This is a genomic window from Actinoallomurus sp. CA-150999, from assembly GCF_050942425.1.
Lineage (GTDB): Bacteria > Actinomycetota > Actinomycetes > Streptosporangiales > Streptosporangiaceae > Actinoallomurus.
The window spans coordinates 6,841,722-6,868,056 of the sequence record NZ_CP192063.1 but is presented as its reverse complement, the minus strand read 5'-3'; the positions used below and the strand labels follow the sequence as shown (position 1 = coordinate 6,868,056).

The 26,335-nt window shown below is 68.0% G+C and carries 26 protein-coding genes; 12 read left to right on the top strand and 14 right to left on the bottom strand.

Features of this window, described 5'->3' with window-relative positions; genetic code table 11:
- Window positions 1-17 precede the first annotated feature (17 nt).
- The 3 genes from ACQP2O_RS31820 to ACQP2O_RS31810 form a co-directional block, all read right to left on the bottom strand.
- A complete protein-coding gene (locus ACQP2O_RS31820; protein ID WP_433171474.1) occupies window positions 18-407 on the bottom strand; it encodes a nuclear transport factor 2 family protein in 390 nt (129 codons plus the stop codon).
- On the bottom strand, window positions 404-871 hold the full coding sequence (locus ACQP2O_RS31815; RefSeq protein ID WP_433171473.1) for an SRPBCC family protein: 468 nt from the start codon (window positions 869-871) through the stop codon (window positions 404-406). The genes ACQP2O_RS31820 and ACQP2O_RS31815 overlap by 4 nt, the downstream gene beginning before the upstream one ends.
- 75 nt (window positions 872-946) lie before the next feature.
- Window positions 947-1,687 (bottom strand): SDR family NAD(P)-dependent oxidoreductase, encoded by a 741-nt coding sequence (locus tag ACQP2O_RS31810; RefSeq protein ID WP_433171471.1) that lies wholly within the window; start codon window positions 1,685-1,687, stop codon window positions 947-949.
- Between the two features lie 421 nt (window positions 1,688-2,108).
- Here ACQP2O_RS31810 and ACQP2O_RS31805 point away from each other — a divergent pair, with 421 nt between their 5' ends.
- From ACQP2O_RS31805 to ACQP2O_RS31795, 3 genes are all read left to right on the top strand, one after another.
- A complete protein-coding gene (locus ACQP2O_RS31805) occupies window positions 2,109-2,789 on the top strand; it encodes a class II aldolase/adducin family protein (protein WP_433171469.1) in 681 nt (226 codons plus the stop codon).
- A 32-nt stretch (window positions 2,790-2,821) separates the two neighbouring features.
- On the top strand, window positions 2,822-3,772 hold the full coding sequence (locus tag ACQP2O_RS31800; protein WP_433171467.1) for a VOC family protein: 951 nt from the start codon (window positions 2,822-2,824) through the stop codon (window positions 3,770-3,772).
- A gap of 205 nt (window positions 3,773-3,977) precedes the next feature.
- Window positions 3,978-4,466: a MarR family winged helix-turn-helix transcriptional regulator gene (locus tag ACQP2O_RS31795; protein WP_433171465.1), complete on the top strand. Its 489-nt coding sequence runs from the start codon at window positions 3,978-3,980 to the stop codon at window positions 4,464-4,466.
- A 23-nt stretch (window positions 4,467-4,489) separates the two neighbouring features.
- On the opposite strand, the gene ACQP2O_RS31790 is transcribed toward ACQP2O_RS31795, so the two are convergent.
- On the bottom strand, window positions 4,490-5,215 hold the full coding sequence (locus ACQP2O_RS31790; RefSeq protein ID WP_433191225.1) for a FadR/GntR family transcriptional regulator: 726 nt from the start codon (window positions 5,213-5,215) through the stop codon (window positions 4,490-4,492).
- A gap of 309 nt (window positions 5,216-5,524) precedes the next feature.
- Between ACQP2O_RS31790 and ACQP2O_RS31785 the strand changes: the two genes are divergently transcribed.
- The 4 genes from ACQP2O_RS31785 (at window position 5,525) to ACQP2O_RS31770 (ending at window position 8,884) form a co-directional block, all read left to right on the top strand.
- The gene (locus ACQP2O_RS31785) at window positions 5,525-6,367 is read left to right on the top strand and encodes a fumarylacetoacetate hydrolase family protein (protein ID WP_433171464.1); all 843 of its coding nucleotides are present in this window, start codon (window positions 5,525-5,527) and stop codon (window positions 6,365-6,367) included.
- A gap of 36 nt (window positions 6,368-6,403) precedes the next feature.
- Window positions 6,404-7,330 (top strand): VOC family protein, encoded by a 927-nt coding sequence (locus tag ACQP2O_RS31780; RefSeq protein ID WP_433171463.1) that lies wholly within the window; start codon window positions 6,404-6,406, stop codon window positions 7,328-7,330.
- 136 nt (window positions 7,331-7,466) lie between these two features.
- Window positions 7,467-8,222 (top strand): CoA transferase subunit A, encoded by a 756-nt coding sequence (locus tag ACQP2O_RS31775; RefSeq protein WP_433171461.1) that lies wholly within the window; start codon window positions 7,467-7,469, stop codon window positions 8,220-8,222.
- A complete protein-coding gene (locus ACQP2O_RS31770) occupies window positions 8,222-8,884 on the top strand; it encodes a CoA transferase subunit B (protein WP_433171459.1) in 663 nt (220 codons plus the stop codon). The genes ACQP2O_RS31775 and ACQP2O_RS31770 overlap by 1 nt, the downstream gene beginning before the upstream one ends.
- Before the next feature lie 56 nt (window positions 8,885-8,940).
- On the opposite strand, the gene ACQP2O_RS31765 is transcribed toward ACQP2O_RS31770, so the two are convergent.
- The 4 genes from ACQP2O_RS31765 to ACQP2O_RS31750 all read right to left on the bottom strand — a co-directional run bounded on the left by ACQP2O_RS31765 (window position 8,941) and on the right by ACQP2O_RS31750 (window position 14,127).
- Window positions 8,941-9,780 carry an alpha/beta hydrolase gene (locus ACQP2O_RS31765; protein ID WP_433171457.1) on the bottom strand — a complete coding sequence of 280 codons (840 nt, stop codon included), beginning with the start codon at window positions 9,778-9,780 and terminating at the stop codon, window positions 8,941-8,943.
- Window positions 9,777-11,126 (bottom strand): amidohydrolase family protein, encoded by a 1,350-nt coding sequence (locus ACQP2O_RS31760; protein ID WP_433171455.1) that lies wholly within the window; start codon window positions 11,124-11,126, stop codon window positions 9,777-9,779. Before ACQP2O_RS31760 ends, ACQP2O_RS31765 begins: the two co-directional genes overlap by 4 nt.
- Window positions 11,123-12,655 (bottom strand): FAD-dependent oxidoreductase, encoded by a 1,533-nt coding sequence (locus ACQP2O_RS31755; RefSeq protein ID WP_433171453.1) that lies wholly within the window; start codon window positions 12,653-12,655, stop codon window positions 11,123-11,125. The genes ACQP2O_RS31760 and ACQP2O_RS31755 overlap by 4 nt, the downstream gene beginning before the upstream one ends.
- Before the next feature lie 125 nt (window positions 12,656-12,780).
- Complete coding sequence (locus ACQP2O_RS31750) at window positions 12,781-14,127, bottom strand: MFS transporter (RefSeq protein WP_433171451.1); 1,347 nt, start codon at window positions 14,125-14,127, stop codon at window positions 12,781-12,783.
- Between the two features lie 171 nt (window positions 14,128-14,298).
- Between ACQP2O_RS31750 and ACQP2O_RS31745 the strand changes: the two genes are divergently transcribed.
- Window positions 14,299-14,997, top strand: coding sequence for a GntR family transcriptional regulator (locus ACQP2O_RS31745; RefSeq protein ID WP_433171449.1), 699 nt, complete (start codon window positions 14,299-14,301; stop codon window positions 14,995-14,997).
- Window positions 14,994-15,572 carry a carboxymuconolactone decarboxylase family protein gene (locus ACQP2O_RS31740; protein WP_433171447.1) on the top strand — a complete coding sequence of 193 codons (579 nt, stop codon included), beginning with the start codon at window positions 14,994-14,996 and terminating at the stop codon, window positions 15,570-15,572. Before ACQP2O_RS31745 ends, ACQP2O_RS31740 begins: the two co-directional genes overlap by 4 nt.
- Window positions 15,573-15,642: 70 nt before the next feature.
- On the opposite strand, the gene ACQP2O_RS31735 is transcribed toward ACQP2O_RS31740, so the two are convergent.
- The 4 genes from ACQP2O_RS31735 to ACQP2O_RS31720 form a co-directional block, all read right to left on the bottom strand.
- Complete coding sequence (locus ACQP2O_RS31735; RefSeq protein ID WP_433171445.1) at window positions 15,643-17,439, bottom strand: hydantoinase B/oxoprolinase family protein; 1,797 nt, start codon at window positions 17,437-17,439, stop codon at window positions 15,643-15,645.
- On the bottom strand, window positions 17,436-19,493 hold the full coding sequence (locus tag ACQP2O_RS31730; RefSeq protein WP_433171443.1) for a hydantoinase/oxoprolinase family protein: 2,058 nt from the start codon (window positions 19,491-19,493) through the stop codon (window positions 17,436-17,438). The genes ACQP2O_RS31735 and ACQP2O_RS31730 overlap by 4 nt, the downstream gene beginning before the upstream one ends.
- 30 nt (window positions 19,494-19,523) lie before the next feature.
- Window positions 19,524-19,844 (bottom strand): hypothetical protein, encoded by a 321-nt coding sequence (locus tag ACQP2O_RS31725; protein ID WP_433171441.1) that lies wholly within the window; start codon window positions 19,842-19,844, stop codon window positions 19,524-19,526.
- Window positions 19,845-19,949: 105 nt separating this feature from the next.
- Window positions 19,950-20,834, bottom strand: a complete 885-nt coding sequence (locus ACQP2O_RS31720; protein WP_433171439.1) for a LysR family transcriptional regulator — start codon at window positions 20,832-20,834, stop codon at window positions 19,950-19,952.
- 187 nt (window positions 20,835-21,021) lie between these two features.
- On the opposite strand from ACQP2O_RS31720, the gene ACQP2O_RS31715 reads away from it, so the two are divergent.
- Window positions 21,022-22,446, top strand: a complete 1,425-nt coding sequence (locus tag ACQP2O_RS31715) for an MFS transporter (RefSeq protein ID WP_433171437.1) — start codon at window positions 21,022-21,024, stop codon at window positions 22,444-22,446.
- Between the two features lie 137 nt (window positions 22,447-22,583).
- On the opposite strand, the gene ACQP2O_RS31710 is transcribed toward ACQP2O_RS31715, so the two are convergent.
- Window positions 22,584-23,096: a MarR family winged helix-turn-helix transcriptional regulator gene (locus ACQP2O_RS31710; protein ID WP_433171435.1), complete on the bottom strand. Its 513-nt coding sequence runs from the start codon at window positions 23,094-23,096 to the stop codon at window positions 22,584-22,586.
- A gap of 333 nt (window positions 23,097-23,429) precedes the next feature.
- Here ACQP2O_RS31710 and ACQP2O_RS31705 point away from each other — a divergent pair, with 333 nt between their 5' ends.
- On the top strand, window positions 23,430-24,539 hold the full coding sequence (locus ACQP2O_RS31705) for a CE1758 family FMN-dependent luciferase-like monooxygenase (protein ID WP_433171433.1): 1,110 nt from the start codon (window positions 23,430-23,432) through the stop codon (window positions 24,537-24,539).
- A complete protein-coding gene (locus tag ACQP2O_RS31700) occupies window positions 24,536-25,177 on the top strand; it encodes an FMN reductase (RefSeq protein ID WP_433171431.1) in 642 nt (213 codons plus the stop codon). The genes ACQP2O_RS31705 and ACQP2O_RS31700 overlap by 4 nt, the downstream gene beginning before the upstream one ends.
- 178 nt (window positions 25,178-25,355) lie before the next feature.
- Here ACQP2O_RS31700 and ACQP2O_RS31695 read toward each other — a convergent pair whose 3' ends face one another.
- Window positions 25,356-26,231: an NmrA/HSCARG family protein gene (locus ACQP2O_RS31695; protein ID WP_433171429.1), complete on the bottom strand. Its 876-nt coding sequence runs from the start codon at window positions 26,229-26,231 to the stop codon at window positions 25,356-25,358.
- Window positions 26,232-26,335: the final 104 nt, after the last annotated feature.

Here is a 26,335-nt window from a genome sequence, read left to right as displayed (position 1 = left end):
GTCGTCGCGCGATTGCCCTACGCCGGCTGGAGCGGGGTCGGGTCGGTGAAGATCCGCATGTCGTGGACCAGATCACCGCGGTATTCGATGATGGTCAGGGCCGGCACGGGAACCACGCGTCCGTCCAGCAGTTCATAGGTCACCGTCGCCTCCAGAAGCACCGTTTCACCGGAGGCCCAGACATGCAGGAAGTCGTGACGCATTCGCCGGTAGTTCGAGAAGATCCACTTCAGGCCGGCTCGGATCGCGTCGTGCCCGACCATCGGATCCGTCGAGCCGAAACGCATCGACGCGTCCGGCGCGAAACCCGCGAGGACGCCCTCGACCTCGAGTGCGTCCACCTTGCGATAGAAGTCGACCAGCCAGCGGGGAGCCTCGACCCTGTGCGCGGTCTCCGGGGCGCTCATCGCGTGGCCTCAGCGGTCGCGAGCCGCGTACGAACCGCGGCCAGGGTCGACTCGACCGCGGCCTGGTATGCCGAGACCATCTGAGCGGACAGTTCCTGCTCGGTGACCGGGAGCGTGTCCCCAGGCCGGATGACGAGGGCGAATTGGAACCGCAGGGACAACTCGCCGCCCTCCTCCAGGATCTCGTTGGTGATGGTGCCCAGCACCGGCCCGTCGAGCCTGGCGAACACGATCCGGTTCGATGCCTCCAGCCACACGCGCTCGACGTAACGGGCGCCGCCCAGCTGAAGTTCGCGATCGAAGACGGTGTCGCTCTGGCGGGCGATCTCGCGGCACTCGGCGATGGCCGCCACGTACGGCACGGCGTCGAGCGCTTTCTGCTCAAGGCCCTCCCAGATCTGGTCTCGGGTGAGCAGGGCCAGGCCAGGCGGGTTCGCCGGCAGTTTCATTTCACTGAAGATCATTGTTTTCTCCACGGTGTCGGGTGGGAGCAGCGGAGTGCGATCGGTACGGTCGGGCCACCGGATATGGCGTGTGGTTCAGGTGGCGAGGTATCCGCCGTCGACGGGCAGCACCGCGCCGTTGATGTAGGAGGCCGCGGGGGAGCAGAGCCAGGTGACCGTCTCCGCGATTTCGGCCGGCTCGCCGATGCGGTTCAGCGTGGTGCGGGCGATGATCGGTGCGATGAACTCGTCGGGTACGCCGGCGGTCATCCCGGTTCGGATCGGTCCTGGCGCTACGGCGTTGATCCGGATGCCCTGCCGGCCATAGTCCGCAGCGGCGGTCCGGGTGAGTCCCGCCACGCCGTGCTTACTGGCGGCATAGACGGCCTGGCCGGCGGTACCGAGGAAAGACCAGACCGACGCCGTGTTGACGATGGCGCCACCGGACGCGATCAGGTGTGGGATCTCGTACTTCATACAGAGGAACACCCCGGTCAGGTTCACTCCGATGACACGGTGCCAGTCCGCATCGTCGAGGTCTGCCAGCGGGCCGACGGCGAAGGTTCCGGCGTTGTTGTGGGCGTAGTCCAGTCGGCCGAACGTCGCCACCGCCGAATCGACGGCGTTTCGCACGGACGTGGCGTCCGCGACGTCCGTCTGAACCGGAAGCGCCTTGGTCCCCACTGCCTGGATTTGAGCGACGGTGTCGTCGAGGTCGAGCACATCGCAGAGGACGACCGACGCGCCTCGGGCGGCGAAAGCCAGCGCGCTGGCCTGCCCGATTCCGCGCGCCGCGCCGGTGATCAGAGCGACCTTCCCGTCGAACTCGCTATCCATGTGCTTCTCCTGGTGACCGGTCTCCATCGTCGGTGTCGTTCACGCCGACAGCACAAACTGTGTGCAGTTTGGCGCTGAAGGTCAACCCTTGACTTCCCGGCAAACTGTATGCAATCTGGGCGTCACATCTCTGTGCGCAGCGCATCGCCCCTGTCCAGAGGATCAGCAGTCGAACGTCGGGAGTTCGGATGTCCGTGTGGAGCCTGGTGACCTGCCGAGCCGGGGACGGAGGATCGGGATCGCCCATCGGTGTCGCCGGCGCCGGGAGAGGAGGGTGGTACAACCCACGCCACCCCGACGTGACGGCCTTGATGCGCGACCGGGCGGACCTGGATTCGGTGTCGCGCGGTCGGCAGTTCGCCCATGGTGTCGCCTGCGGTGACGGACCCGGCCGGTCATGACACGTTACGAGGTGAACGCGGTGGCCGACCGCACGGCCGCGATCGCGGACCTGGTCACCGCGGCGCATACCATGGCGGCGCTCGGCCTGGTGACCGCGTTCGGGCATGTATCAGCACGCCATGACGATCACATGCTGATCACACCCGCGATCGACCTCAGGCTGGCGACCACGGACACGATCCTCCAGATCCCGCTGGGAACGGCCACGCTGCCACCGGAAATGCCGGGCGAGGCGTGGGTGCATCTGGCGGTCTACCAGGCACGCCCCGACGTCACAGCGATCGCACGCGCCCAGCCGGAAGCCGCGCTCGCCATCGGCGCCGTCACCTCTCGCATCCCACCTGTCCACGGACAGGGCGCCATGCTCGGCGAAGCAGTCCCGGTACACGACGACGCGCGCCTGATGCGCTCCCTCGACCTCGCCCGTACGGCGGCGCGTACGCTTGGCCAGGCCGACGCGCTCGTGCTGCGCGGCAACGGCGCTGTCACCACCGGCACAACACCCGGTCATGCCGTGGCGCGCATGTGGCTGCTCGACACCAGTTGCCGCCTCTATCTGGCGGCGCGACAGGCCGGCACGAGCAAAGCCCTCACCGCCGATGAGATCGCCGCATGGCGGGCGGCCGCCCCGCCACTGCTCGACCGGCTCTGGACGTACCTGCAACGGGCGACGGTCGAATCGTCGGCCGACGCGGCGTGACTACCACAACCGTCACCACCGAGGAGGAAACCGTGAGCGATCTTGACCTTGAGGCAGGCCGGACGGAGGGAAACGCCCTTCGCGTCAGCGGCCTTATGCACTACGGGCTGCAAGTACCGAACCTGGGACAGGGGAGAGACTTTTACGCGGATTTCGGGCTGACCGTGGACGAGCGCCCCGACCAGTTGGTCGTGCGCTGCGACGGTCGCGACCAGGATCAGACGCTGCTGGTCGAGGGACGGGACAAGCGCCTGCACCACGTGGCCTTCGCCGCACCGCCTGGCTCGCTGGCCGAACTGCAACGTCACCTGGAGAGCCTGGACATCGTGTTGCAGGACGCGCCGCCGGGAGGCCTCGGCGACGGCCTGTGGTTCCGTGATCCCGACGGCAACGCGGTGAACGTACGCGAGCAGGACTTGGCCTCGCCGCGGCAGCCGGAGCAGGTGAAGCAGAATCTGCCCGGCGACTATCAGCGAGTCGACGAGGCCCACTGGCTGACCGCGAACACGCCGCCACGGCCCCGCCGGTTGGGGCATATGTTGATCTTTTCCTCCGACGTTGACCGCTCGACGGCCTTCTACCAGCGCACGCTCGGGTTGCGGCTGTCCGACCGGATCAAGGGGACGGCCGTGTTCATGAACTCCGGGCCGGGCGATCACCACGTGTTCGGCTTCATCCAGAGCAGCCACCCGGGTCTGCACCACTCCAGCTGGGAGGTCAACAATCTCGATGAGCTGATGGTCGGCGCGCAGGTGATGGCCGACAAGGGCCACCGGATCGGCTGGGGACTGGGCCGCCACACGCTGGGCTCCAATCTGTTCCACTACATGCGCGACCCGTGGGGCAGCTGGATCGAATACTTCGCCGATATCGACCAGATCAGCGAGAACTGGCAGGCCAAGGACTGGGAAGTACCCCCGGCGGTGTGGTGCCCGATGATGCCGGGGGAGTTCCTGGAAAACCACGAGCCCAAGCCGGAATAAGGCGTAGCCGAGAACACAGGGAAGCGGGCAGAGCGCGGCGCTCACATCCGCGACAGGGCCTCCGGCCTAACACTCCAGCCCGTTCGCCGAGCCGGTACGACTGCCGAACCGGCTCGGCGAACCGGCTGTTGTCCTGCACTTCTCCTGGGATGTGGTCACTTTGTGCAGTGCCGATCATCGGTGGTCGGTGAGGTACTCACGATCCGTGGCAGATTCGGCGGCGACCGCAGACCAGCCGGTTCTACCGCTGATCAACCAGCTGGCACGCGTCGGCCAGCGCGTCGTCGATACCTGCATCCCAGACTCTCTGCGTCCCCGGCAGCTGCTCGTGCTCACGGTGCTCGACGAGCACGGCCCCACCTCGCAACAGGCGCTCGGCGAGGCTCTGCGCCTGGACCCCAGCAATGTTGTCGGACTGCTCAACGAGCTTGAGGAACGCGGACTGGTCACGCGCCGCCGCGACCCAGTGGACCGCCGTCGCCACATCGTCGAGCTGTCCAGCGCGGGTGCCGACGAACTGGCCCGCACGAACTCTCGTCTTCGCCTGGTCGAAGACGAGGTGCTGCAGACCTTGAGCGCCGAGGAGCGCACCACGCTGCACGGTCTGCTCGTCCGCGTCGTTGGGGTTACGGCACCGGGATGCAACGCGCTCCCATGTGGTGCGAGCGGCGAACCGCCAACCTGTACGCCCTGACCGGAACGGCTCGACTCGTAAGGTCAGTGGGGTTCGGCGGTGCTGGTGTTGTGCTCGTGGATCAGGCGCAGCGCTTCGTCGCGGTCGCGTCGGTCGAGGGCGTCGACGAGGGCACGGTGCAGTTCCTGTCGCTGAGCGATGTACTCGGCGAGGGGCTGATCACTCGCAGGCAGCACGGACAGCGTGTGCTCCTCGATGAGGTCGAGGAGACTGGTGTAGAGCGAGCTGAGCAGGGCGTTCGGGCTGATCGCGGCGATCGCTGCGTGCAGGCGCCAGTTGGCATGGACGAAGCCGACCGGGTCGGCGTCGCTGACCGCCCACTCCATGGCGGAGATGTGCTCACGTAGCCCCGCGATGTCGGCCGGCGAGGCGTGCCAAAGAGCGTCCTCGATCAGCAGCGGATCGAGAGCGTCGCGAATGCGTACGGCGTTGGCGACATCGTTCTGCTGTGCGTCCAAGGCCAGAACGGCGTTGCCGAGGCGGGCCATCGGAGACTGCTCGGCACTGAACAGGCCCCCGCCGGGGCCCGGCTTGACGGTGACCAGACCGCGGGACTGCAACAGACGCAGCGCCTCGTTGAACGTGCCAACGGACACGTCACACAGCGTCCGCAGTTCTTCCTTCGTGCCGAGACGTGAGCCGGGCGGCACGCTCTCAACGAGCTTGGCGACCCGCTCCGCCGCTCGTTCGGCGCGGCCCAAAGCCGTGGAACGAGCCGCGCTTTCGCCGCCGCGGCCGCCGCGAGACACGGTGGAGTCGGTCGGTACAGAGCCGCTCCGCCGCTGGGGGATTTCGCCGCTGGAGGCCGACGTGCTGGTCTTCACGTGCGTGGAACGTTCGGGTGTGGCGGTCAAGGCGCTCCCAACATATTCATCATGCTCGTTTCGCTCCGGCCTCTTGACGCCCTGAATCACGTCGGCCAACATCAGGGTAATCATCATGCTGAATTATCGGCGGACGGGCAAGAGCCGGTTGTCACCGCCGGGCGGTTCGAAGTTCGGCCGGCCGGTGGGCCCCCGCGCACCTGCCTTCTGCCCCTTGAGTTCGGGAGTCATACCGTGCGTATCGCCAACCTCTCGGGTCGCCTGGTGCTGATCTGCGATGGCCGGGCCGTCGATGTCGAACGGGCCAGTGGCGGCCGCTTTTCGGCCGAACCGCAAGCCGTCTACGAGCGGTGGGAGGAGTTCCGTTCCTGGGCAGCACGTGCGGACCTGCCGACCGGGGAGGCCTTCGAGCCGATCGCGCTCGGCTCGCCCGCCCCGGCGCCCCGGCAGACACTTGCGATCGGACTCAACTACCGGGACCACGCGGCCGAGTCCGGTTTCGTGGCGCCCGAGGGACTGCCGCCCGTCTTTACGAAGTTCGCCACCAGCATCACCGGGCCCATCACCCAGGTGACGCTGCCGGCCGATGGTCATACCGACTGGGAGGTCGAGCTGGTGGCCGTCCTCGGCCGCCGTGCCGAGCACGTTGCGGAAGCCGACGCCTGGCATCATGTCGCCGGACTGGCGGTGGGGCAGGACATCTCCGAGCGTGTCGTGCAGCTGGCCGGCCCGGCACCGCAGTTCAGCCTGGGCAAGTCGTATCCCGGCTTCGCACCCATCGGCCCATGGCTGGTCACGCCGGAGGAGTTCGACGATCCCGACGACCTTGAGCTGCGTTGCGCGATCAACGGTGAAGAGGTCCAGAAGGGGCACACGCGCGATCTGATCTTCTCCGTGCCGACCCTGATCGCCAGGCTTTCGGCAGTGCTGCCGCTGCTCCCCGGAGACGTCATCTTCACCGGTACCCCGGCCGGTGTGGGCATGGGACGCGACCCGCAACGCTGGCTCGCTCCGGGGGACGAGCTCGTCAGCACGATCGAAGGCATCGGCGAATTGCGCCAGACCTTCGTCGCTTGAGCAGCCGGCCAAGGCCCGACGGACACAGGAGCCCCCATGGCACTGCACCGCCTGACCTCCATCACCGTGGGGGTCCCCAACGTCGCCGAGACAACCGCCTACTACACCGACTTCGGCCTCGCCCCCGTAGGCGACGGCTGGTTCGCCACCCGTGACGCCGGCCGCCAGCTCCGTATCGTGACGGCGCCCGTCCGGCGGCTCATCGAGGTCCGTGTCGGCGCCGACACTCCCGATGACCTGGCCGCGGTCGCCTCCCGCCTGCGCCGTCTCGGCGTCGACAGTGACACCGACGGGCCGACGCTGACCGCCTACGACCAGGCCACCGCCGTACGTGCCGTGCTGGAGGTGACCCCTCGACTGGTCCAGGAGTCCGTGCCGGCCACCGCTTACAACGGTCCTGGCCGTTCTGAGCGCACCGGCTCCCGTGCGCCTGGCGTCCTGCGCACCGGTCGGGTGCGGCCGCGCAAGCTCGGTCACGCCGTCATCGGGACCCCTGACTTCGACGCCACCACCGCCTTCTTCCGCGACGGTCTCGGCTTCAAGGCGTCCGACTACATCAAGGACCATGGAGCGTTCCTGCGTTGCTCCACGGATCACCACAACATCCTGGTCCTGGCCGCCCCGGTCACGTTCCTGCACCACTCTTCCTGGCAGGTCGACGACATCGACGAGGTAGGCCGCGGGGCCGCCGCCATGCTCGAAGACCACCCCGAACGGCACATCTGGGGCCTGGGCCGCCACCATGCCGGCTCGAACTTCTTCTGGTACCTCAAGGACCCGGCGGGCAACTTCAGCGAGTACTACTCCGATATGGATTACATCGTCGACGACCAGCTGTGGACACCGGAGGTCCTCGAAGGTGCCAAAGGCCTGTTCAATTGGGGCCCACCGCCCCCACCTTCCTTCCTCGCCCCGGAGGATCTCGCCGCCCTGATGACCGGCACCCACAGTGGGACGAGCTAGAGCCTTGCCAACCCGAGCTTGAGGCATGCTCTGTGCCCTCGGGCCCAGGGCATCGGACAGCGGCTGACCTGTGTTCTATCGCCGGTGCCGCACGGCCCTGACGCTGTGGACCCAGCAAAAGATATTTAGGACTTCCATGGATAAGACATCCCTTTCCGCGGCCGACGCCGTGGCCGACGTCAGTGATGGCGCCTCCCTGGCTGTCGGCGGATTCGGCTTGTGCGGCATCCCGACCGCACTCATCTCCGCCCTGTACGCCCAAGGGGCGAGCTCGCTGCGGGTGGTGTCGAACAACTGCGGAACCGACGACCACGGGCTCGGCATTCTCCTCAGCGCCGGCCGGATCGCCCGTGTCACCGGCTCCTACGTGGGTGAGAACAAGGAGTTCGCCCGCCAGTACCTCTCCGGTGAACTCGAAGTAGAGCTCGTGCCCCAAGGCACCCTCGCCGAACGCCTGCGCGCCGGAGGCTGCGGCATCCCCGCCTTCTACACGCCCGCCGGCGTCGGCACCCCGGTCGCAGAGGGCGGCATCCCGTGGCGCCACCACGCCGACGGCAGCATCGCCCTCGCCTCACCGGCGAAAGAGATCCGTACGTTCGGTGACCGCGACTTCGTCCTGGAGGAAGCGATCACTTGCGACTTCGCGCTGGTACGGGCGGCACGCGGCGACCGGCACGGCAACCTCGCCTTCCACAAGTCCGCACGAAACTTCAACCCCCTGGCCGCCATGGCCGGACGCGTGACCATCGCCGAAGTCGAGGAACTGGTCGAACCCGGGAGCCTCAGCCCGGACGAGATCCACCTGCCCGGCGTGTTCGTCCAGCGAGTCGTGCCGCTCAGCGCACAGCAGGCAGCCGACAAGCACATCGAGAAGAGGACGGTGACCGGCTGATGGCCTGGACACGAAGCGAGATGGCCGCACGTGCGGCAGCCGAACTGAACGACGGAGACTACGTCAACCTCGGCATCGGGCTGCCCACCCTCGTACCCGGCTTCGTCCCCGAGGGCGTGCACGTGGTCCTGCATTCGGAGAACGGCATCCTGGGAACCGGCCCGTATCCCTCCGATGACGACGTGGACCCGGATCTGATCAACGCCGGCAAGGAGACGGTGACGACTCTGCCCGGCGCCTCGTTCTTCGACTCCGCTCTGTCGTTCGGGATGATCCGAGGCGGACACATCGACACCGCGATCCTCGGCGCCATGCAGGTCTCCGCACGCGGCGACCTGGCCAACTGGATGATCCCCGGCAAGATGATCAAGGGAATGGGCGGTGCGATGGACCTAGTCCGCGGTGCCCGGCGTGTCATCGTCATCATGGAGCACACCGCCAAGGACGGCAGCCCGAAGATCGTCGCGGAGTGCACCATGCCGCTGACCGGCAGGGCCTGCGTCCAGCGCATCATCACCGACCTCGCCGTCCTGGACGTCACCGACCGTGGCCTTCTCCTGGTCGAAACGGCTCCGGGCGTCACTCGCCGGCAGGTCGCCGCCGCCACCGCGGCACCGGTGTACATCCCGGCATCGGCCGGATCATCGACGGCGACGCCGTGATCCTCCATCACCGCATGCCTGGCCGCGGCCGGATGCCGCATCGGAGATGTGGTACGTCAAACGCATAGGCAGGTGATGAAGAACTGCGCGACGGTGGCCAGAGTGGTGTGCCTGTCGAAGGCCGGATCCTCGTGGTTGGCGCCCTCGATGAGCACTGTCTTGGCGGAGCCGCCCGCCGCACGGACCGCCTCGGCCAGCCGCAGGCTCTGGCCATGCGTGGAGACCGCGTCCTGGGTGCCGTGGAGGAGCAGCATCGGCGGGCTGTTCGGGTGGACGTGAGTGATGGGGCTGATCGGGGCCAGGTGATCATCTGTAAGGGCGGATTCGGGCACCCCCGCCAGTAGGGCCTGACGCAGCCGTGGACTCGGAGGACTGGGGACTCCGGCGGGCCAGACGGCGTTGCGAATCTCGTCGGGCAACGGCAGCCCTGGTGCCGGGCGCAGGTGGGCGGCGGCCGAGGTGAGGTCGTAGGTGCCGAAGTAGCCGACCATGGTGCGGACGGTCGAGGTCGACGATCCGGGAGTGAGAGCGAGATGGGCGGCGAGATGAGCACCGGCGGATGCGCCCCAGACGCCGATCCGGTGGATGTCCAGGCGGTGGGCCGGGCCTTCGCGGCGCAGCCAGCGGACTGCGGCTCGGGCGTCGTCCAACTGGGCGGGGAAGGGTGCCTGGTGCGCGAGGCGGTAGTCGGCGGAGGCCACGGCGACTCCGTGCTGAGCGAGTCCGGTCAGGCGGTCGCGGTGGTCGGTGCGGCTGCCGGTGAGCCAGCCGCCCCCATGCAGGTAGACGGCGACGGGCACCGGATGCGGCCGGACAGGGAGATACAGGTCGAGTGAGAGCGCGGTGCCGTCCGGGGTCACGGTGTAGCGCAACCCCTCCACCAGGCGGACGGTCATCCGGCTGAGTGTCCGCGACGCGCGGCGATCACGGCAGAGACGCGGCGTCGGGATCGTTCGGCCTGCTCCAGGACGCTGGGAAGGGCAGGGGTCAGCAGCCTGCCGTGGCGCTTGACGGTCTGGCCGCCGACCAGCACGGTGTCGACGTTGCCGGGGTGCGCGGCCAGTACGACGGCGGCGGTGGGGTCGGTGACGGGTGCGAGGTTGAGATCGGTGGTGCGGATCAGGATCAGGTCGGCCTGCTTGCCAGGGGTGAGCGAGCCGGTCCGGTCGCCGAGGCCGGCCGCGCGAGCTCCGGCCAGGGTGGCGAATTCCAGCACGTCCCGGGTGGCGAGGCTCGGTGGGGTGCCGGGAAGCCGGGAGTGACCACCGCCGATCCAGGAGCGGTAGTAGGCCAGCAGCAGCCGCATCTGGGTGAACATGTCACCGGCGCACTTGGTCTCGGTGTCACCGCTCAGGCTCGGCCGGATGCCCGCCGCCAGCAACCGGTCGAGGGGGATGTCGCCCATGCCCGTCGAGTTAAGTTCGCAGTGCACGCCGAGCGAGACGCTCGCCCCGGCGTCCGCCATCATGGCGATCTCGTCGTCGTCGCAGCCGCAGCAGTGCACGAAAGTCAGGTCCGGGCCGAGCACGCCCGCCTCTTCGATCCGGGCCACCGCGCGATTCCCGGCGTTGTGGGCGTACGCGCCGACGTGCACGGTGGTGCGGATGCCGAGATCGCGGGCCAGCCGCAGGTCGTCCAGCCACACCTGCGGGCGGGCCATCTCAGGGCCCCGGCCCGCCATGGCCAGGGTCAGGAGCCCTTCGTCGGAGGCGAACCAGCGGTCGCGTAGCCGGCGGATGTCGGCGGGGTGGCGCAGGGCGCTGTCGCGGGTCCACTCCGGAGCGAGGGGCCAGCCGTGGGCGAAGACGCCGCGGATACCGGATTCGGCGAGTGCCTGAACGGCGGCGTCGGCGTGGTCGGGGGTGTTCATGACATGGGCCCAGTCGACCAGGGTGGTGATGCCGGAGTCGAGGGCGGACAGCGCACCGAGGAGGGTGCCGACGTGGACGTCCTCGGGGGTGTAGGCGGCGCCGACCGGACCGAGCATCTCGGCGAAGTACTGGAGCGGGTCGATGTCGGCGTAGGCATGGCGGACGGCGGTCTGCCAGGTGTGCCGGTGGGTGTCGGTGAACCCGGGCATGACGATCATGCCGGAGGCGTCGATGACCTCGGCGTCCGGGGCGTGCAGGTGTGGCCCGACGGCGTGGATGCGGCCATCTTCGATCAGCAGGTCGGCGACCGGGAGGTCGCCGATGTCCGGGTCCATGGACAGCAGGTGACCGCCGGTGATGAGGGTGCTCAACGGGTCACTCCGATCCAGCGCTTGATCTCGTCGTCGGCGCGCGCGGGCAGCGGCGGCTCCTCGTCGGCCCACGTGACATAGGCGTCGGGCCGGATCAGCAGGCTCCGGACGCCACGGAGTTCCGGCCGGGTCATGACGGCGGCGCCGCTGACCGTACGCAGCGGAAGGCCACCGGTGTCGAGGGCGTCGTAGGCGCCGTCGCCCCTACAGTCGATGAGCAGGAAGCACTGGTCGCGCAGGAGTTCGTGGACGCGCCGGATGCCGTCGCGGGTGAGGAGTTCCAGGTCCGGGGCGCGATGGCCGGTCAGCGGATGGCTACCAGGCGGCGACGGGTACGGGAACGTGAGGCCGTTCAGTTCGTGCGCGAGACGGCTGTTGACATCGGGCAGCGGCAGTAGGTGCTCCTGGAACATCCGTTTGAACGCGACGCCCTCGGGTGTGAAGTCGAACTGCACCGCGCATTGGGCCTGGACGCTGCGCAGCAGTTCCTCGGTGACCGGGCGGCGTTCCTCCTCGTACGTGTCGAGCAGACTCTCATCGGCGTGCCCGTTGATCACGGCGGCGAGTTTCCATCCGAGGTTGAAGGCGTCCTGGATGCAGAAGTTCATGCCGACGCCGCTGGCCGGGTAGTGGATGCGGGCCGATTCGCCGACCAACAGGATCCGACCCCGCCGGAACGCGGTGGCCAGGCGCAGCGCGTCGGAGAAGCGGGAGGCCCACTGCAGCCCGTCAAATGCGACCTCGCGCTCCAGGATGTCGCGCAGGCAACGGCGCACTTCCTCCTCGGTCACCGGCTCGGACTGCGGTGCGTGCCGGCGCTCGGCGTGCACGATGTTGCATCGGATGAGCCGCTCGCCGTCCGGTCCGAACGGGAAGGAGGTGACCCAGCCGTGTTCGTTGTCGGTCATCACCCGCCAGGCCGAACCGCCCAGGCTCTCGGTGCGCAGGTCGGCGACGATGCCGGTGAAAGTGCCGTCGTGCCCTTCGAAGCCGATGCCGGCCTGCTGTCGGACGGTGGAACGGCCGCCGTCGGCGCCGACCACGTACCGGGCGGTCAGCTCGACCTGCTCGCCGTCGGCCCCGCCTGCGGTGGCGGTCACGCGTACTCCATCCGCGTCCTGCGCGACCGTGTCGACGTGGACCCCGTGCCGGACGGTGACGCCCTGCTCCCGGACGTGGTCGAGGAGCAGTTCCTCGGTGACGTTCTGCGGCATGATCAGGCGGAACCCGAAGCGGGAGTTCAGGTGGTGCCAGTGCACCGGCTGCATCCCGGCCCAGATGTGGACGGGGATGAGCGGGTTCTCCCTGATGGAGCGGGCGCGTTCGATGAAGCGGTCGGCGAGGCCGCGGGCGTCGAGCAGTTCCAGAACGCGCGGCAGGATGGTGCCCGCACGGGACTCGACCGGCCGGACGCGGCGTTCCAGGACGGTCACCCTGATCCCGGCGAGCGCCAGTTCGCTCGCCACGGTGAGCCCCGATGGGCCGCCTCCCACGACGATGACGTCGCTGTCCGTGGCGGTATGAGTCATGCTCCAGCTCCTGTTCCAGCATGGACATCGAAATCGTTCGATATCGGGCATTTCAGAAAGTAGTGCAGGTGGCGGGGAGGTCAGGGAGCCGGCGGTCGCTCCACTGTCGGTTCCCCGGAGGGGCGTCACACGGCGGCGTTCCTGGGCCGGCGCGCCCGGCGTCCCTGTCCGCCTCCGGCCGAATTCTGGTCGGGTGCCGCGCCGGCCAGCCGGCCACGGTCGCGGCCCGGGTTGACGCACAGTGCCGCGCACAGACCTCCGGCGAGGACGATGACACCCAGCACGGTGAACCCCCGGTCGTAGCCGGTGGCCAGGTCGGGGGCATGATCGAGGATCAGCCCCATGGCGTACGGGCCGCCGACGCTGCCGAGGGAGTAGAGGCCGTAGAGCGTGCCCAGCACGGCGCCACGCTGGCCGGGCGGGCAGATCCGGCCTACCGCGTTGTAGGCCGAGGTCATCGCGACCATCGGCAGGCCGGCGGCCAGGGAGACGCCGCACACGAGCCAGAAGCCGGTGCCGAGGTAGGGGATCAGCACGGCGCACAGACCTCCGACGGCGACGGTGACACCGGTGAGCACGCCGAGCGGGATGCGGTCGGCGGTGCCGCGGACCATCAGGCGGCCGGAGAGGGCACCGAGGATCAGGATGGCGGCGATGCTGACGACATTCGGCGGGACGACCATGTTGCCCGCGTCGGACGGCTTGTAGCCGACGATCTTGACGAAGTAGGGGACCAGCCAGGCGAGGACGACTGCCAGGCACCACGCGGCGGCGAAGGTCATCGCGAGTGAGCCCAGGAAGGTCGGGCTGAGCAGGATGCGGCGGTAGGGGACATGCCGACCGGCCTCGACGGCCTGCTCGGCGTCGGGGGCGGGGTGGGTTTCGGCCGGGCGATCCTTCCCGAAGACCGCGTAGACCAGTGCCCAGACGGCACTCAAGAGTGCGGTGACCGCGAAGGCCCAGCGCCAACCGTGTGCCGTGATCACTGCGGTGAGGAAGATCGCGGCGGTGATGGCGCCCAGACCTGAGGCGATCTGCGTCAGGGCGGTGGGGAGGCTCCGGCGCTCCGGCGGGAACCAGCCATGCGCGGTGTGCACGGTGAGCGGGTTGGCCGGGCCCTCGGCGGCGCCCATGGAGATCCGGCTGGCGAAGAGCGCGGCCACACTGGCGCCGACCAGCATCGGAAGCTGAGCGACGGCCCACAGCAGAGCGAGCAGCACGAAGATCCACTTACTGCGGACCCTGTTGGCCATCAGCCCGACGAGGACCGATGCAACGGTGAACAGGAGGTAGAAGCTGCTGCTGGCGAGCCCGTAGGTGGAGTTGCTGAGCCGCAACTCCTTCATCACGGGGACGGCCGCGAGGCCGAGGACGGCCTTGTCCCAGAAGTTGAGTGCCATGAAGAGCATCAGCAGGACGGTCATGAGCCATGCCTGGCGCAGGCGCGGCGGGGCGTCGTTGGGGCGGACCATAGTGCTCTCCTGTCTCACGGTGCGCCAGAACATGGGCGCGCACTGTGAGGTCGGCGACGTCGACGGCGTCGGATGTCCGATTTGTTGCGCCATCGTGAACCCAATCCGTTCGACAAGTCAATGAAGTTTCGAAACTTCGTGGCAATCTCACACTCTGATACGATCATTCGCATGTTGTCGGATGAGCGTACGGCGACCCGGGTCGACGAGATGTACGAGCGGCTGCGCGCCGACATCCTCGGCGGCCGGCTCGTCCCAGGAGAGCGCCTGAAGTTCACCGAGTTGCGCGACCGATACACCACCAACGTGGCCGCCACCCGCGAGGCCCTGGCACGGCTGGCGGCCATCGGCCTGGTGACCGCCGTGCCACATCAGGGCTACCGGGTGGTGTCCCTGTCGCACCAGGATCTCGCCGAACTCGTCGCCGCCCGGATCCCGATCGAGACGCAGGTGCTACGCCTATCGATCCAGGACGGTGGCATGGCCTGGGAGGCGGGTCTGGTAGCCGCTTATCACATCCTGGAGCGCACTCCGCTGATCGGCCCGGACGACCCCGACCGCCCGTCCGAGGCCTGGAACCAGGCACACGATGCCTTCCACGCGGCCCTGATCGCCGGTTGCCGCAACCGGCGGCTGCTGACCGTCACCCGTACGCTCCGTCAGGAGGCGGACCTTTACCGCCAGTGGTCCGTCTCGCTCGGCGGGCGACCGCACGACACCGCCGCAACCGACCACCGCGAGATACTGGAGCCCGCCCTGGCGGGGGACGCTGACCTGGCCGCCGAACGGCTCGGCGAACACATAGCGCTGACCGCTCGACTACTGATCCGCTGCGCGACCGACGCGCCGGTGTCCCAGGAGACCCCGTGACCGAGCCGAGGCTGCCACGGCTGACCAGGGCGGAGCTGGACGAGGAACAGCTTGCCCTGCACCAGCTGATCACCGCCGGTCCGCGCGCCGCAGGGCCGCAGCACTTCGCGATCCAGGATGGGCAGGGCGCGCTGCACGGCCCGTTCGGCGTCATGCTGCACGCGCCCGGGCTCGGAACTCCGCTCCAGGAACTGGGCTCCGCGGTGCGGTACCGGACCCGGATGAGCGCACGCACCCGTGAGATCGCGATCCTCGCCGTCGCCACGGCCACCGGAAGCGCGTTCGAACGCTATGCGCACGAGCGGGTCGGCCGCGCCGCAGGGCTGAGCGAGACGGAACTGGCGGCGTTGCGCGACGGCACGTTCACCTCCGCGGACCCGGTGGAGACGGCGGCCTATGTCCTGTGCCTGCGTCTCCTGGGGGATCATCATCCATGGAGCGACGCGGAGTACGGGGCTGCGGCGGATGCGCTGGGCCGCGAGTGCGTCCTCGAACTGACCGTCCTGGTCGGCTACTACCGCACTCTCGCGCAGCTGATGGACGTCTTCGGCGTTGGAGCGCCCACGCAAGCGTGACGCCATGGGCGGGAGGACACGGTTCGGCCGACGGCCGGATCCGCTTCGCCGTCGAGGTCGGTCACTCGGGTCATGAGTCACTGGCGTTCGACAGACAGGTCGCGGTCTTCGCCGCGCGCCGTCGTGACCGTTGCTGGTCCGACAGTTCCGCGTCGAGCAGATACTCACCAGGCCGGGGACCGGGACGGATGACGACGCCGTAGTCGATCTCGGCCGCGTCGATGGAGACATAGCCGGCGCGGACGTCGGCGAGTACCTCGTCTGCCGGGCGGTCGAGCGGATCGCCATGGCCGCCGCCACCACCGGTGCTCACCATGTAGGCATCGCCTTCGTCGAGGGCGAGACCGTCGAGCTTGCCGTTGGCGAAGGTCTCGACGGTGCTGTCCCTGCGCCGCACGGTGATTCCGTTCGGCGCGGCGTCGCCGCCGCCCGAGAGTCCCCACGGTGCCTGCCGTGACCGTTCGATGAACGAGTTCAGCCGAGCGGGAGTCAGCGTCCGTACAACGACGTCGGTGCCCAGGCCGCCCCGTCGCCGACCGGGTCCGCCGGAGTCGGTACGCAGGGCGTAGCGTTCGACGTGCTGTGCGGGGAACTTCATCTCCAGCGACTCGACCGGTGTGTTGTGGGTGTCGCCGTCGTTGATGCAGACGGTCGCGGATTCGCCGTCCTTGTCAGGCGTGGCGCCCCAGCCGCCGCCCTGCGGCCCGCCGAACATCATGAAGAACGAGCCTGATCGGTGGTCCACGCCGTAGAGGTTGGTGATCGCGAGATCGGCATGATGCCCTGCGATTCCGCCGCCGCGGATCACGTCCGCCAGCGCCCGGAAGACGCAGTCGACGACGGTCATGGGGTAGGTCATCCACCAGCGCATCGCTGCCGGTTTGCTCGCGCTGATCACGCGACCCGGGGGTAGCTCCACGGCGACCGGCCGGAAGGATCCGGCGTTGACGGGGAACAGCCCGGGTGAGGTCAGGCATTTGAAGGCCACCTGCGCTGCCGAGCGACCTGCGGTGATGCCGGAGTTGAAGTAACCGGCGACCTGGGGGCTGACTTCGCTCAGGTCGATTGTCATCTGGTCCCCGGATACCGTCACCGATACCTTGATCGGCACCGGCCTGCCGATCTCGACACCGTCGTCGTCCATGCTCGCTTCGGCCGTGTACGTGCCGTCCGGGATCTCCGCAACAGCTTGGCGGGCGAGTGTCTCACTTCGATCGAACATCTCGCGGATGCTGGCCAGCACGGCCTGCGTGCCGTACCGCTCGCACAGCGCCGTCATCCGGCTCTCGCCGGTGCGGATGGCCGCCACCTGGGCGCGGAAGTCACCCATCGCGAGATCCGCGAAGCGGACGTTGTCGGCGATCAGCCGGGTGAGTTCGTCGTTCTGCTCGCCGCGCTTGAAGATCTTCACGATGGGCACCTGGATGCCTTCGGAATAGATGTCGGTGGTGGTGCCGCCGAGCACGCCACCGACGTCCACCCAGTGCGCCATCGATGACGCGAACGCGATCAGCTCGCTATCCACGAAGATGGGCATGGTGAAGATCATGTGGTTCAGGTGGCTGCCCATGATCTCAGGGTCGTTGGTGAGGATGATGTCACCGGGTTCGATCCCGCCTGGACCGTAGAACGCCAGTTTTGCCTTGACGGCCTCGGAGAGTCCGCCCACGAACATCGGCAGCCCGAGCCCGATGGAGATGGTCTCTCCCGTGGCGTCGAAGAGGCCGACCGTGAAGTCCTGGGCCTCGTAGATGATCAGGTTGTAGGCGGTCCGCATGAGATTGGTCTTCATCTCGTCCGTGATGGAGACCAGGGCGCCGCGGATGATCTCAGCGGTGATCGGGTCTACTTCCGGGGTGACGGTCACTGTCCTCCTCCGATGGTGAGCAGCAGGTTGGCGTAACCGTCGACCTCGGCGGAGTCGCCTGGGCACAGGAGCGTGGTGGCCGTGCCTTCCTCCACGACGGCGGGACCGCTGAACTGATTGCCCGCCAGCAGTCCAGAGCGCTGGAACACGGGTGTGCGAAGGATGCCGTGGGCGGGGAAGAAGATGTCGCGCTCCCCGGTGCGGGCCGCGTCCTCCGGAGTCCGCCCGCCAACCGAGATCTTGGCAAGCTCAGGCCGGGACAGGGCGCCGACCGCCGAAACGCGAAGGCTGACGATCTCGGCAGGCTCGCCGGGGGCGCTGTGGCCGAACCGCTCCCGATGCTCGGCGTCGAACCGTTCCTTCAGCGCGGCGATCCCGCCACCGGCCATCGGGGGAAGCGCGACCGTGACCGTGTGCTCCTGCCCGAGGTAGCGCATGTCGGCGGCCCGCACGAAGGTCACCTCCCGGAATTCGACTCCGCCATCGAGCAACGCGGCGTGGCAGGTCTTTTCGAGCCTCCGCAGGTCCGATTCGAGCCGGTCCTCGTCGAGCCCGGTCAGTTGCCGGATCCCGGTGGAGACAACGTCGTGGCGGAGGTCGGCCATGAGCATGCCCAGTGCGGAGAAGACGGCTGGACAGGGCGGGATCACCACGCGGGTGATGCCGAGTTCACGGGCGATCAGAGAGATGTGCAAGGGGCCGTTGCCACCGTAGGCGAACAGCGCGAAGTCACGAGGATCCAGGCCACGCTCGGTCGTGACGGCGCGGATCGCGTTGGCCATGCTCGCGGCGGCGATGGCCAGGATCCCGGTGGCGGTCTCGACTGTGCCGAGACCCAGAGCCGCAGACAGTGACCCGACGGCCTGCTCGGCGGCTGCGCCGTTGAGCCGCAGCCCTCCAGAGAGTTCGCCGGCCGCCGGCAGATAGCCGAGGACGACGGAGGCGTCGGTCACTGTGGGCCGACTTCCGCCCCGGCCATAGCAGGCGGGCCCCGGTACGGCGCCGGCGCTGCGCGGACCGACATGGATCCCTCCGGCCTCGTCACGCCAGGCGATGCTCCCGCCGCCTGTGCCGACCTCCACGATGTCGAGGACCGGCACCCGGATCGGCAGCCCCTCGGCGTACCCACCGACGAAGTAGTCACTCGCCTGCGGGAAGGTGAGGTTCCGGATGACGGAGGCCTTGGCCGTGGTCCCGCCCATGTCGAAGGCGATCGCCTGCTCGTAGCCGAGTGTGCGACACACGTCGATGGTGCCCACGACGCCGCCGGCCGGGCCGGATTCCATCATCTGGATCGGCTGCCGTCTGGCCGTCTCGACGTCGCACAGGCCTCCGCTGGACTGCATGATCGTCAGTACGGGCAGGCCGCTGTCCCGACGCGGCAGGGCGTCATCGAGACGCCGGAGATAACGGCTCACCCGTGGGCCGACGAAGGCGTTGGCCGCGACGGTCGAGGTCCGCTCGAACTCGCGGTACTCCCGGGTGATGTCGCTGGAGATGCTTATGTAGAGGCCCGGGCACTCTTCCCGCAGGATTTCCGCCATCCGCAGCTCGTGCGCCGGTTCCCGGTAGGAGTGCAGGAAGACAACGGCGACCGCCTCCACACCGGACTCGCGCAACCGGCGAGCGATCGCATGGGCCGCAGCCTCGTCGAACGGTGTCAGGACCTCGCCCCGCGCGTCGATCCGTTCGGGTACCTCGAACACGCGCTCTCGCGGAACCAGCGGCCGGTGCCTGCGAAACGACAGGTTGAACGCATCGGGCCGGTTGATCCGCCCGATCTCGTAGACGTCGCGGAATCCCTCGGTGGTCACGAGAGCCGTCTGGGCGCCGTGCCGTTCGATCAGCGCATTGATGACCACGGTGCTGCCGTGGATGATCATCTCGGTGTCGTCGATACCGGTGCCCGACAGCGTGAGCCCGGACAGAATCCCTTCAATAAGGTCGTCCGGGGTGCTGAGGGTCTTGCCGACCGTGATCTCCCTGCTGAGGTAGTCGTAGGAGACGACGTCGGTGAACGTGCCACCGATGTCGACGGCGACGCGACGTGCCATCGGCCCATCCTTCCGTGGGGTGTGCGCCGCTCAGGTGCAGCGGTGGTGCTGGAGAAACTGTCGGAGCCACCGGTCGAAGTAGCGCCGGGCGGCCTCGGCGGCCCGTGCCGGGCTCGCGCCGGTGTGGACAAGCCCGACCGTCCGCCAGTCACCGGCCAGATGGCGGTCGGGCGCAGAGTGGTGTGTCACGACGATCCGGCCCTGTTTCTCGAGATCGGCCAGGGTTGTCTCGAACCGTGTGTTGTCGAGGCCCGCGGCGGCGCGGACCTGGGCGGCGAAAAGTGCGTTCTCGGCGGAGCCGGCCAGGGCCGCAAGAACCATCGTCGCTGTACGGCTTGGTTCCGTGCTCATCGGCCGGGCTGCCCCTTCCTCCGGGGATGCGGCGCCTCCCCGGCCAGTGCCAACGCTATGGGGCCAGCAATTATTAGTACAATGAATGTTGGAAATACTGAGAATTCATTTTGATGATGTAGCGGCCGAGATCAGCTGCTTACGTAGCCAGGCGCAGCCGGGATCGCCCGAGTTACGGGGGTTCCACACCAGATCGATCGTGAGCGTCGGCAAGGGGATCGGCGGTTCCATGACGCGCAGGCCGTTCGGCTCCGCGAGGCGCCGGGCCAGTCGGCGTTGCAGCAGCGCCACCATGCGCGTGCCCCGCACCAGGTGCGGAATCATCAAGAACTCGAAGACCACCATCTGCACGACGAGTTCGGGAATGAGCCGCTCAAGAACCTGCTGGGCGCCGACCCGGCTCCCCTCCCATTCGAAGACCACGTGCGGTAGGTGGACGAGATCCTCCACGGTCAGCGTCGGACCGATGTGGTCGTTGCACGCGTCGGCGACCACCACCCAGTCCTCGTGGTAGAGCCGCTCGCGCGGCAGGGTGGTGGGGACGACGTCCGGCAGCAGCGCCACATCCACTGTGGATTCGCTGAGCGTGAGGTCTGTTGCGGACGCGAGTTCGTCAAGGTGCACCCGCACGCCGGGTGCGGCCTCCGCGATCGTCGTGCTCAGCGCCGGCAACACGGTCAGTGCGGCGGCGCTGCCCGCGGCGATCCGGAAAGCACGGTCGGAGGTCGCCGGATCGAAGGTGGGCGGGGTCAATACTCGTGTCGTCAGCGTCTCCAAGATCAGGTTGACGGGACCGACCAGCTCGGCGGCGCGGGCGGTGAGCACATATTCGCGACCCACGCGCACCAGGATTTCGTCATCGAGTTTGCGCCGCAGCCGGGCGAGCGCGTTGCTCATCGCCGGCTGGGTCAACCCGACGGACTTGGCCGCTCGGGTGACGCTCCGGTGCTCGAGCAAGGCGGCGAGCAACGGCAGCAGGTTCAGATCCACGTGGTTCAGGCTGGTCACAAGTCGCCTTCCGGGTCCGACAACCATTCATCGCGTGTATGCGACGCATGGGCAACAGCAATTCGACCAATTGTCCGAAACTCACTTAGCGTCTGCCCGTCGACGTGTCCACTTCGACACCGACCCCCGGGATGGAGACGCCCGGGGGCGCGCTCGCCGAGGAGAGTCAATGGGCGACACGACATCCACCCCAGCGTCCGGCACCAGCGGCCTGTCCGTGCGCAGCTCAGACGCATGCCTCATCGCGGCCCGTCTTGACCGTATCCCCCCTAATGCCTTCCACGGTCGCCTCGCCGGACTCTTGGCCGGCGGCACGTTCTTCGATGCCTTCGACGCTGTCTCCATCGCGGTGGGACTCACCGTGATCAAGGGCTACTTCAAGATCGGTTTCTCCGAGGCCGGTTTGATCGTCAGCGCGGGCTATCTGGGCCAGCTCGTCGGCGCGTTCTTCGTCGGTGCGCTGGCGGAAAAGGCAGGACGGCGCAGGGCGTTCATCATCTCACTCGTCGTGTTCGGGGGCGTGTCGATAGCGGCGGCCCTGTCCTGGAGTGCTACCAGCCTGCTGGTGTTCCGCATGGTCCAAGGGCTTGGGCTCGGCGCCGAGGTACCGCTCGCCGCGACCCTGATGAACGAGTTCCTCGACAGCCGACACCGTGGCCGAATCGGCCTGCTCTACCAATCAGCGTTCGCCTGGGGAATCCTCATCGCACCACTCGCCGGCGTACTGCTCATCGGGAAGCTCGACCATGAGGCCGGGTGGCGGTGGCTCTTCGCCGTCGGTGCGCTCCCGCTGCTGATGGCCGTGGCGGCCTGGCGATGGCTGCCCGAGTCACCCCGCTGGCTCGCCGAGCATGGCCGTATCACCGAGGCCGACGCGATCGTCTCCAACGTGGAGAAGGCAGCCGCGCGTCGCGGTACGGTACTTCCCGAGCCCGAGGCGACGTCTCCGCAACACGCCGGCCGACTCCGCCTGGCGGAGCTTTTCTCGGCTGCGTATCGGCGCCGCACAGTGATGTTGTGGGTGTCGTGGTTCGCCACCTTCTTCGTCACCTACGGTTTCAACGTCTGGCTGCCGACCTTGTACGTGACTCTGGGCGGACTGGCCCCATCGGCGTCCTTGGGGCTGACCGTGATCTCGAGCGCTGTGCAGGTCATCGGCGTCTATGCCGGGGCGTTCCTGATCGACCGGATCGGCCGCAAGCCCCTGCTCGTAGCCGGCTTCGCCCTCATGGCTGCGGGAACCGGCTTCGGCACGATCGGCGTGTCCGTCCTCCAGTTGACCGCATGGCCTGTGCTCTTCGCCGCCGGTCTGGTGATCGCCGCTGGCGTCAGCCTGCCGGCGACGATTCTCTACGTCTACACGGCCGAGCTGTACCCGACCCGGATGCGCGCGTGGGGTTCGTCTGCGGCCAGCGGCTTCAACCGATCGGCGAGCGTCATCTCCCCGATCGTCATCAGCCAGGTACTGGCCGCCGGCGGCGGCGTCAGCCTGGTCTTCGGAATCATGCTGATCGCTGCCGTGCTCGGGCTGGTCGTACTGGCCGGCATGGGGATCGAGACCCGCAACCGCACACTGGAAGAGCTGGCCCGCTGACGAACCGAACGCTGGTCAGGCCGTGCCGATGGCGCGGTCTGACCAGCGAGTAGCCGGGTGGCAGGAGTCTGCAGCGCCGTGGCCACGGCACTGGACGGTCGACAGGGCCCGAGGCGGTCGTGGGGCCGGTCCGGCGATCAGTCGGTGAGGAAGGAGTCGTCCGAATCGGGAGCGGGCGACGTGCCCGTGAGATTCGCCTCGATGCGCGCCAGCAGATACATCGCCTGGGCGTATTCCTCGTCGGTGAGGCCACGTGCGGTGATCTCTTCCAGTTCGCGCCAGGCCTGCAGAACCCGGTCGCGTAGCGCCCGGCCCGCCCGGGTGGTGTTCACGACGACAGCTCGTCGGTCGTGCGAGGAGGGCCTGCGGGTGACGAAGCCGGACTGCTCGAGGCGGCGCAGCATCTTGGTGACGGTGGACGGATCCAGGCCCAGGGTCTTGATGAGGTCCGTCTGGCGCTGTTCGCCGCGCTCCCACAACTGCATCATGAGCAGTTCCTGGCCCGGGTAGAGTCCGGTCTCGCGCAGGAGGTTGCCGGCCGTTATCCGGTGGACGCGAGCGGCGCGGAAGATGGCTTCGCTCATCGGGGCGTCGGCAACGGTGGGGACCGCGTCGGCCTTTCCCGGCGCCGGCTCGGATGCTGGCGGCATGCTGTTTCTCCTCCTGTGTGGTGTCGTGCCGCACCCGATCGGGCGGGTGGTTGAGGCGGGCCAGGAAATCATCTCACCCTCAGTCTATGGTCGGCCAATGGAGTGCTGGTGGCTGCAGATCGCTGATCACTTGCGTAGCCACGGATTCACCGGCGATCGAACGTCCTCCGGATCGTGGAGCGGTGGGTGGACCAGGGGCGTGTCCGCCTGGCTTCCCCCTGGGAATAGGGCTGAGGTGCCCGACGCTACGGTCAGTTGGTCGACCAAGTAACATGCGAGTTCTGGCTGACCTGGCATCGGCCCGTCCCTAGCTCACCCACCCCGGAGCGCCCCATGCAGTTCGGTACCTTCTCCATCGGCGACGTCAACGCCGACCCCATCACCGGCAAGCCACCGACCGAGCAGGAGCGGCTGAAGGCGATGGTCGAGATCGCGGTCAAGGCCGAAGAAGCCGGCTTCAATGTCTTCGCGACCGGCGAGCACCACAACCCACCGTTCGTCTCCTCCTCGCCCACCACCTTGCTCTCCCACATCGCCGCACGAACCAGCCGGATCACCCTCTCCACCTCGACCACGCTGATCACCACCAATGACCCGGTGAAGATCGCCGAGGACTACGCGGTCCTCCAGCACCTCGCCGACGGCCGCGTCGACCTGATGCTGGGCCGCGGTAACACCGGCCCGGTGTACCCCTGGTTCGGCAAGGACGTCCGCCACGGCATTCCGCTGGCCATCGAGAACTACGCACTGCTCCACCAGCTGTGGCGCCAGGAGTACGTCGACTGGGAGGGGCACTTCCGCACCCCGCTGCAGAGCTTCACCTCCGTCCCGCGGCCGCTCGACGGAATCCCGCCGTTCGTCTGGCACGGCTCGGTCCGCAGTCCCGAGATCGCCGAGCAGGCCGCCTATTACGGAGACGGCTTCTTCGTCAACAACCTCTTCATGCCCAAGGACCACTTCCGCCGCCTGATCGGCATCTACCGTGAGCGCTACGCGCACTACGGCCACGGCACTCCGGAACAGGCGATCGTCGGCGCCGGCGGACTCGTCTTCGTACGTAGGAACTCCCAGGACGCCGTACGCGAGTACCGCCCCTACTTCGACAACTCACCCATGTCCGGCCACGGTCCGACGATGGAGGAGTACATGGAGCAGACTCCGCTCATCGTCGGCAGCCCACAACAGGTCATCGACAAGACGCTGACCTTCCGTGAGCACTACGGCGACTACCAGCGCCAGCTCTTCGCCCTCGACACAGGCGGTCTGCCGGTGAAGACCGTGCTGGAGACCCTCGACCTGCTCGGTGAAGAGGTCATACCAGTCCTGCGCAAGGAGTTCGACGCCCTGCGCCCCAGCCATGTCCCGGAGGCGCCGACGCACGCCTCCCGGCTTTCCGAACGTGATGCGACGAGCACGTCGCTCGACCAAGGAGTAACCAAGTGAGTGCTCGACCGTCGCTGCGGCTCGCCGTCGTCTCGGCTGGACTGAGCCTTCCCTCGTCCACCCGGCTGCTCGCCGATCGGCTCGCGGAGGCGGTTCGCGCAGAACTGGCCGAGGCGGGACGGGAAGTCGAGGCGCAAGTCATCGAACTGCGCGACGTCGCCGTCGATATCGCCAAGAATTTCGCGGCCGGATTCCCCTCGCCCGACCTATCCGACGCCATCGAGTCGGTCACCTCGGCCGACGCCCTCATTGCTGTCACCCCGGTCTTCACCGCCTCCTACAGTGGGCTGTTCAAGTCGTTCTTCGACGTCATCGACAGCGACGCCCTCGCCGGCAAACCGGTCCTGGTGGCGGCGACCGGCGGCACGGCGAGGCACTCGCTCGTCCTGGACCACGCGCTGCGTCCGCTCTTCGCCTACCTACGCGCGGTCGTCGTGCCTACTGCGGTATACGCGGCCTCCGAGGACTGGGGTGGCAACGGCGACCCGCTGACCGACACGCTGCCCATCCGGATCACCCGCGCGGGCCGCGAACTGGCCGGGCTCCTGCGCGACATCCCGGACGGCGCCGCGCGAGCAGAGGACGACACGGACGTCGTGCCCTTCGCGCAGCAACTGGCCGCACTGCGTCTCGAGTAGTGCGGACACTCAACAGAACCCAGGGTCGCGCCGAGGTAGATGGTCCTGGTGGACGCCGGTCCTGCGCCGTGGGCCGGCGGGCGAGGAGACGGCGTGACGCAAGCAGCCGCACAGCGAGAAAGGCGCACGGCCCGACTCCGTGGGTGGGCCGGGTCGGCGGGAGCGGGGGAGGGACTGGTTACTGGGCCGGGGCGGTCCACTCCCGGCGGGCCCAGGTCTCCAGGGTCGTCAGCTCGGGATGCAGAGTCCGCAGGGCCGGAACGTCGGCGCGGAAGCCCTCGTGGTTGAACCAGTCGAACATGATGCCCATCTCCTGGTTGAACTGCTTCACCTGCTCAATGGGCAGTTCCTGGAAGCGGGTCGGGAGGCCGGAGATCTTCTCGAACACCTCGGCCATCTGCGGACCAGTGAGTTCGTCCGAGGCGACCTCCAGCCGGCGGCCAACGTACGTCTGCGGGTTGTCGAAGACGTCGGCGGCGAACAGGCCGATGTCCTCAGGGGCGAACATCTGCAGCGTGGTCTCGGGCTTCAGCCCCAGCGCGAGGATCAGTCCGTCCCCGGCGCGCTGTGGTCCGACGAAGGCGAAGTTGTTGATGAAGAAGGCAGGGCGCAGCACGGTCGCGGGCAGCCCGAGTTCGTCGATGTACTTCTCGATCCGGCCCTTGCTGTCGAAGTGCGGGACTCCGCTGTTGCGGTCGGCGCCGCCGACCGAGGCGTAGACGAAGTGTCCCACCTTGGCTCGTACTGCTGCGTCGGCGACCGCGCGGCCCTGTCGCTCCTCGCCTGCGATCCCGTCCGGCCCCATGAAGGTCTGCACGCTGTACACCCCGTGCACGCCGTTGAGCGCGGCATCGAGTGACTGCGCGTCGTCCAGGTCGCCCGCTACCACCTCCGCGCCCGCCGCGACCAAGGCCTGGGCCTTGGCCGACTGCGGATCACGTGTCAGCGCGCGGACGGGCCGGCCTCGGCGGAGCAACTCGCGTATGACCGCTGCGCCCTGGTTGCCGGTAGCGCCCAGGACCAGAACGGTTCCCCTGTCAATGCTGATGGGCATGGTACGTAGTCCCTCTCGATCGTTTATTGGTCGACCAAATAAACGCTAGCATGTACGAACATCGCCGACGGAGGCATCGGACACGGTTAGGGCTGGAGTGCCAC